The organism is Pseudomonadota bacterium (genome assembly GCA_026388275.1).
GTDB lineage: Bacteria > Desulfobacterota > Syntrophorhabdia > Syntrophorhabdales > Syntrophorhabdaceae > JAPLKB01.
This window is the reverse complement of the sequence record JAPLKB010000014.1, coordinates 19,831-27,029: the sequence shown is the minus strand read 5'-3', so window position 1 is coordinate 27,029 and position 7,199 is coordinate 19,831. Positions and strand designations below refer to the sequence as shown.

General features: G+C 41.6%; 6 protein-coding genes. 1 reads left to right on the top strand and 5 read right to left on the bottom strand.

The genetic code is table 11. The features are described from left to right. Positions 1–527: 527 nt before the first annotated feature. From argJ to NT010_03685, 3 genes are all read right to left on the bottom strand, one after another. Positions 528–1,676 carry a bifunctional glutamate N-acetyltransferase/amino-acid acetyltransferase ArgJ gene (gene argJ / locus NT010_03695; protein ID MCX5805162.1) on the bottom strand — a complete coding sequence of 383 codons (1,149 nt, stop codon included), beginning with the start codon at positions 1,674–1,676 and terminating at the stop codon, positions 528–530. A gap of 115 nt (positions 1,677–1,791) precedes the next feature. After that, a complete protein-coding gene (secA, locus tag NT010_03690; protein ID MCX5805161.1) occupies positions 1,792–4,404 on the bottom strand; it encodes a preprotein translocase subunit SecA in 2,613 nt (870 codons plus the stop codon). Between the two features lie 79 nt (positions 4,405–4,483). Further along, complete coding sequence (locus NT010_03685) at positions 4,484–4,954, bottom strand: HAD family hydrolase (protein MCX5805160.1); 471 nt, start codon at positions 4,952–4,954, stop codon at positions 4,484–4,486. A 190-nt stretch (positions 4,955–5,144) separates the two neighbouring features. Between NT010_03685 and NT010_03680 the strand changes: the two genes are divergently transcribed. Further along, complete coding sequence (locus tag NT010_03680) at positions 5,145–5,837, top strand: HAD-IA family hydrolase (GenBank protein ID MCX5805159.1); 693 nt, start codon at positions 5,145–5,147, stop codon at positions 5,835–5,837. Here NT010_03680 and pssA read toward each other — a convergent pair. Together pssA and NT010_03670 are read right to left on the bottom strand one after the other, a co-directional pair. Further along, positions 5,785–6,561 (bottom strand): CDP-diacylglycerol--serine O-phosphatidyltransferase, encoded by a 777-nt coding sequence (gene pssA / locus NT010_03675; protein MCX5805158.1) that lies wholly within the window; start codon positions 6,559–6,561, stop codon positions 5,785–5,787. The two genes, NT010_03680 and pssA, sit on opposite strands and share 53 nt — an antisense overlap. After that, a complete protein-coding gene (locus tag NT010_03670; GenBank protein ID MCX5805157.1) occupies positions 6,558–7,196 on the bottom strand; it encodes a phosphatidylserine decarboxylase family protein in 639 nt (212 codons plus the stop codon). The genes pssA and NT010_03670 overlap by 4 nt, the downstream gene beginning before the upstream one ends. Between the last annotated feature and the right edge of the window lie 3 nt (positions 7,197–7,199).

Here is a 7,199-nt window from a genome sequence, read left to right as displayed (position 1 = left end):
GGTTATGGAACAAATCCCTTTCTGGTTAGAGGATTACAATGAATATCATCCCCATAAGGGATTGAAAATGAAATCACCGAGAGAGCACAGGAGAGCATTAGATAAGTTAGAAGAGTGTCCGGTTTAATAGGGGCAACTCCATGTTGCAATGTTCACTTCTGGAACATCAACCTCCCTTAAAATAGCATCGGGAGTATATTGCAAGGCAAATAAAAAACCGTAACAAATATAAAAGGTTCATTTGATTCTGGCATATTTTAGATATTAACAAAAATGAAATAATGACCTTTTTCTAGAAGCCCTCATTATTATACCACCTCTAAAGTTAGTTTCTCCAATATAGAATTTTCTTTGCCGGGGATAACCGATACTTATCTTAATAAAAAATTTTGGTTAATTAATAAAGGCAGATTCATATCAATTCGGTTTCAAGCATAAAACGTGGTGGTGGCGAGCCAACGCAGGAGTACGTGAATAGTAAATCGAGGAGGAGGCAACAAAGTTATATGATTGAAGGTGAATTGATATCAGCTTCTGTATGAAGCGTTAATTTTAATATAATCATAAGTCAAATCAGTTGTATATATATCATATGACGCCTTGCCATCGTGAAGATTTACGATAAGTTCAACCTCTTTTTTGTCCATGCGTTTTTTCATCGCCTGTTCATCAAAAGGCACTTCAACTCCTTCTTTTACAAGTATCTCCCCCTGCAGGATAATCTCCACCTTTGATGGCTGAACGGGAACATCGGCATCACCCACTGCAGCTATCACTCTCCCCCAGTTCGGATCACATCCGAAAAATGCCGTTTTTGTAAGAGGGGATATAGCAATCCTTCTTGCTATTTTTTCGGCATATTCTTTTTTTTTGGCGCCGGTTACTGTTATATGTATGACCCGTGTTGCCCCTTCTCCATCTTTTACGATCATCAAGGAAAGCTCTCTCATAACTGACAAAAGATTTTCTTTAAAAGCCGCCAGCCCTGACAGATCTTCGTCACCGCTTTTTGTGAAGAGCATTACAGTATCGTTAGTGCTGCACTCGCCATCAATGGTAATATGTTCAAATGTCTCCTTTCCTGCGCTGGCAAATACCTTTTTTATAATGCCGGGTGCTATCGGATAATCAGTAAATACAAAAGAAAGCATCGTTGCAAAAAGAGGGTTTATCATGCCTGCACCTTTTGCCACACCTACTATATTGTAATCCTTCTTTCCATAAAATGTTTCATGTACAATTTTCGGAAAGGTATCTGTTGTCATGATTGACTGTGCAAAAACTTCCGGGCGATTTGTTTTCAGGTTTTTTAAGAGTACCGGCAATGCTCGTATAATAGTGGCAACCGGAAGTCTCCTACCAATAACGCCTGTTGATGCAAAAAGAACCTTCTCTTTTTCGATCCCGAGCATTGAAGATAACTCCTGTCCGATAATATGAAGGTCAGTCACCCCTTCTTTACCTGTACAGGCATTAGCACACCCGCTGTTTGCCAGCAGTGCCCTTACGGGTTTGCCGTCTACTTTTCTGTCGTAGAGTATATGTGCTGCCTTGACCTTGTTCCTCGTATAAAGGGACAAAACATGCATATCTTCTTTGAAAAGGACAAGTCCCAGATCAAGACCCTTTGCCTTAATGCCGGATGCTATCCCGGCAAATTCTATCCCGGAGATCATACATTACTCCTATATAATGAGAATTTATATCCGCACTTTTTGGTGTGCTTTAAATCCTTTGTCCCGATAACTTTTGCAAATACGGGCCAAATGGGCATTTTGTGTTCTTCAACGCTCAGCGTCCGCAGCACTTTTTATACTTCTTCCCGCTGCCGCAAGGGCAGAGATCGTTCCTTCCTATTTTTTTATCTTTCTGTGTTTCATTTTGCTGCAAAGCAGTTCCATCACCTCTATTCATAAATATTACAGGCTCCTCATGGACCAATTCTTCTTTTGCAGGCTGCACCGCATACAGTTTCTTTACTGTATCGAGTTTTACTTCATCCAGCATATCAAGAAACAATTCAAAACTCTCTCTCTGGTATTCCCTGAGAGGGTCTTTCTGACCATATCCTCTGAGGCCGATCCCCTCCTTCAAGTGGTCAAGAGACAGGAGGTGCTCTTTCCAATGGGCATCAAGGGAATGTAAGTTAATAAACCGTTCTAAAGCTCTTATTTCATCCTTGCCGAAATTCTCCTCTTTATTTTTGTAAACGTTGAAAACCTTTTCTCTTACCATGTCAAAAAAACCTGCTCTGGTAATGGTTTTAAAGTCTATTGGATCAAGGTCGATATGGAAAAAGAAGGTTTCATATATCCGCATTTTTAAAGTGGCAATATCCCACTCTTCAGGGTATACCTTTTCAGGGGCATATTCATTGACAAGCCCCTCACAGATTTCATCAATCATGTTGACTATCTGTTCCCGGACATCGGTATTGTCCATCATCTCCATTCTCATTCCATAAACGGTTTCTCTCTGTTTGTTCATCACATTGTCATACTCAAGGAGGTATTTTCTTATTTCAAAATTGTGTCCCTCAACCCTGTTCTGTGCATTTTCTATGGCCTTGGTTATAAAGGGGTGTTCAATAGGCATATCCTCCGTCATACCGAGCTTCCCGAGCATGGGTGAAACCTTCTCGGAACCAAAGATCCTCATAATTTCATCTTCCAGAGAGACATAAAACCTTGAAGAACCGGGGTCGCCCTGCCTGCCTGATCTCCCCCTTAGTTGATTGTCAATCCTTCTCGATTCATGCCTTTCCGTGCCAAGAATATGAAGGCCTCCAAGCCTTATAACTTCTGCTTTATCTTTTTCACAACTTTTCTTCGCTTCGATCAGCGCCTGTTCAAACTCTTCAGTTCCTTTCCGCCCTTTACACATGCTGAGGGCAAGGAATTCAGGATTGCCTCCGAGGAGAATATCCGTACCCCTTCCTGCCATATTTGTGGATATAGTGACTGCCTTGAGACTTCCTGCCTGGGCGACAATTTCTGCCTCCCTCTCATGAATCTTGGCATTAAGTACATGATGGGGTACGCCTTTCCTTTTTAACATCTCCGATACCCGCTCCGATTTATCAATAGACAGAGTTCCAACAAGCACGGGCCTTCCCTGCTTATAAAACTCCTCGATCTCGTTCACAACAGCCTTGAATTTTTCTTTCTCTGTTCTGTAAACAACATCGGGATAGTTGGTTCTTATGAGCTGTCTGTTTGTCGGTATTACCATAACATCAAGGTTGTAGATCTTTTTGAACTCGACCGCCTCGGTATCGGCAGTGCCTGTCATGCCTGCAAGTTTCTTGTACATCCTGAAGTAATTCTGAAAGGTTACTGTTGCAAGGGTTTGATTTTCTCCCTCAATCTTCACATTCTCTTTTGCTTCCAGAGCCTGGTGAAGCCCGTCGCTGAAGCGCCTGCCCGACATTAGCCTGCCTGTAAATTCATCAACAATAACAACCTTCCCATCTTTCACTATATAATCTACATCCCTGGTAAACAGGTTATGGGCCTTTAAGGCCTGATTAACATGGTGCAGGAGATCAACGTACTTCGGATCATAGAGGTTATCAATATTGATAAGCCGTTCGATCTTAGCAACACCTTCTTCTGTCAGATAGGCGCTTCTTGCCTTCTCGTCAATCATGAAATCCTTATCTTTTTTGAGTTGATGCATGAACCTGTTGATCTTGTAATATTTGTCCGTAGATTCTTCTGAAGCGCCGGAAATAATAAGTGGTGTCCGTGCCTCGTCTACGAGTATGCTATCTACCTCGTCAACGATTGCAAAGTTATAATCCCTCTGGGCACAGTCCTCAAGGGAATATTTCATGTTGTCCCTTAAATAGTCAAAACCGAATTCGTTGTTTGTCCCATATGTTACATCGCAGGCATAGGCAATCTTCCTCTCATCATCATCCAGCGGATTAAGGATTACGCCCACTGAGAGGCCAAGAAATGTGTAAACAGGGCCCATCCATTCAGCATCCCTCTTTGCAAGGTAGTCATTCACAGTAACCAAATGAACGCCAAGGCCTGTAAGGGCATTTAAATATACGGGCAGGGTAGCAACAAGGGTCTTGCCTTCGCCCGTCGCCATCTCGGCAATCTTCCCTTCATGAAGGACAACACCGCCGATAATCTGCACATCAAAGTGCCTCATATTGATTACCCGCCTTGCTGTCTCTCGTACGGTTGCAAATACCTCCGGAAGAATTACATCGAGACTTGCACCCTGTTCTATCCTTTCTTTAAATAACGGGGTCTGCCGTTTCAGTTCATCATCGGAAAAGTTCCTAAACTTCTCTTCGAAGCTTGCCACCTGTTCCACAATGGGCTGAATCCTCTTCAATTCCCGTTCGTTCTTAGTGCCTATGATTTTTTTAATAAAATTACTAATCATGATTATATGTATTGAATTCGGACAGAGCGCAGGACAACGGGTCTTTGAACCTTTTTTCCATAATACGCTCTATGCGGTATCAGTCTCTCAATGTTGCTACAAGCCTTTCAGGATGCAAAACGACGTTCAGAGCGTGTGTAATATCTTTAACAACAAGATCAGCTTCTTTTAATATATCCTTTGAACAACCTTCATCCCCGATAACTCCAATTCCAAGCGATGCTTCTTTAAGCATCATTACATCATTTGCCCCGTTCCCGATAGCCACAACCTTTTCAGGCCCAAGTTCTTTAATTATCCTTGCCTTCTCAACGCCGCTTCCTTCTTTTTTTACCTTGAGAACTTTAAAGCCTATTATGTTGACTTCATTATCAACGTTCTCGTAAGAATCTGCCGTTATTATAAATATTTTTATATATCTTGAAACTTTTTCAAGTAATTCTTTAACCCCTTCTTTAAGCTTCCCGTCAGTGGCACAGGTCCCGTTATAATCAATAACAAGATATTCTATGTCAAGATCGCCCCATCCGGGAATGGAAACACTTATCATACTTTCACCTCCAAGTTTTTATCAGCGAATTATTGTAACATAATTGAACAGTTAAAAAACTATAATTTTTCATATTCCGGCGTTAGTCTTCAAAGATTTTGTCGGAAGATGGTGATAAATCAAAAGCGGCTATCAGCTCCATTGGCTCTTTTTGCTTGATTTTATCCCAAATAGTATTAAACTCTTGCCTATGAAAACAAACCAGCCCAAAATCCAAAACCTGACGAATAACATTACCCGAAATAATGGCCCATGGCAGATTGATTGCATCATATATGATTGTGACGGGGTGCTCTTTGACTCCCTTGAAACAAACTACAGACTATACAACCACATAGCGGTATCTATGGGGAGGTTTCCCATTTCAAAAGCTGAACTTCATTACTGCCACACTCATACCGTCTTTGAATCTATTCATATTCTTTTTCAGGATAATAAGGAATTGGAAAAAAAAGCCCTGGATTTTTGGAAAAACGATCTCAACTTTAGTGATTTTCTCGTACACCTCAAAATGGAACCCAATCTTCTTGAAACATTAACTATATTAAAGGAGAGAGGTATATTGCTGGCTATAAGCACAAACAGGACCACAACAATGAAAAACATTATGGTACAATTTGGTCTTACGCCTTATTTTGATATGGTGGTTACTGCGCTGGATGTAAAACCTAAACCCGATCCTGAGTCTGTAGAAAAAATATTGCAGACATTAAACATAAACCGGGAGAGAGTTCTATATATTGGAGATTCCGAGGTTGACGGAAAGACTGCAGCTTCTTCAGGTGTTAAATTTATCGCATACAAAAACAGTAAAATACCGGCAGACGGTTTTATAGATGATCATCTTGATTTGTTATCGTCTCTTTGTGATGGGAAGAATTAGCGTTATCAAGAATAATCTTTTTTCTCCGAAGTAGCGTATATACCGGTCCAGACAGAAGATACATAAAAGGCAGCCCGAAAAGCGTTACTTCATGTTCCGTAGATATCACTACAATAAGCAGAATAGCAGCAACAGTGGAACGAAAAGGCCTTCCCCTGAAAAATGTCATATCCTTGAAACTTGCATACCGTACATCGCTTACCATTAGAAATGCAAGGATATATATCAGGATAGGCATAAGGATTGTCTTAAGGTCCATGCCCCAGTGACCAAGCCAGGAGCTGAAGAGTACGCTGCCTGCAATAGTTGTAGCTGCAGCAGGTATGGGAAGTCCCAGAAACTGATTTTTCTGCATCCCGTCGGATTGTATGTTGAATCGCGCGAGTCTCAGGGCGCCGCATGCCACATAGAGGAATGCAGCCAGCCACCCGAATCTTCCGTACCCTTTAAGCGCCCATATGTATACAAGAAGTCCCGGCGCCACACCAAAGGCTATTAGGTCCGACAGAGAATCATACTCAACGCCGAAACGGCTGGTTGAGCCTGTCATACGGGCTACACGCCCGTCCAGCATATCAAAAATACTTGATACAAATATAGCAATAGCAGCATAGGTGAATTTTTTATCGATAGTCGCAATAATAGAATAAAATCCTGCAAAAAGGCTGACAGATGTCAGAAGGTTCGGCAAGATATATATTCCTTTACTCCTTCTTCGCCTCATGCACACTCCTGTTTTTTTGCCAGAACAGTTACCCCGGCTTTTACTTTATTTCCTGATGATACCACAATATCATATCCTTTTGGAATGCAAATGTCCACCCTGGACCCGAAGGCAATGATACCAACGGGGTCGCCTTTTTTCACAAGATCTCCTTCCTTTACATAGGAGGTAATGCGCCTTGCAAGAAAACCTGCCACCTGTACAAGGAGAACTCTCTCTTCGCCCTTGCATTCAATAAGGATATAGTTTCTTTCATTTTCTTTGTCTATATCCTTCTTGAATGCAAGGGCGAAATCTCCCCTCCTGTGCTCAACTTTCACAACTTTCCCTTCGCAGGGAGCCCTGTTAACATGAACATCGGTCAGAGACATGAATATGCTGACCCTTTGTGATATCCTGTCCAAAAATTCGCCTTTTTCTATTTCCCTGACCTCCATAACCTTCCCGTCGGCAGGTGAAATAAACTCGTCCTGATTGTCAGAATGATGTCTTTTCGGATTTCTAAAAAAAAACAGACAGAAAAAAAAGAAAAAGCACAAAACAAAGGCAGGCACATTAAGATCAAGTAGAAAAAACAGGATTGCAAGAACGAGGGAAAGGGTTATCAGAGTTAACCCCTCCCTCGCAACAGGCATTTG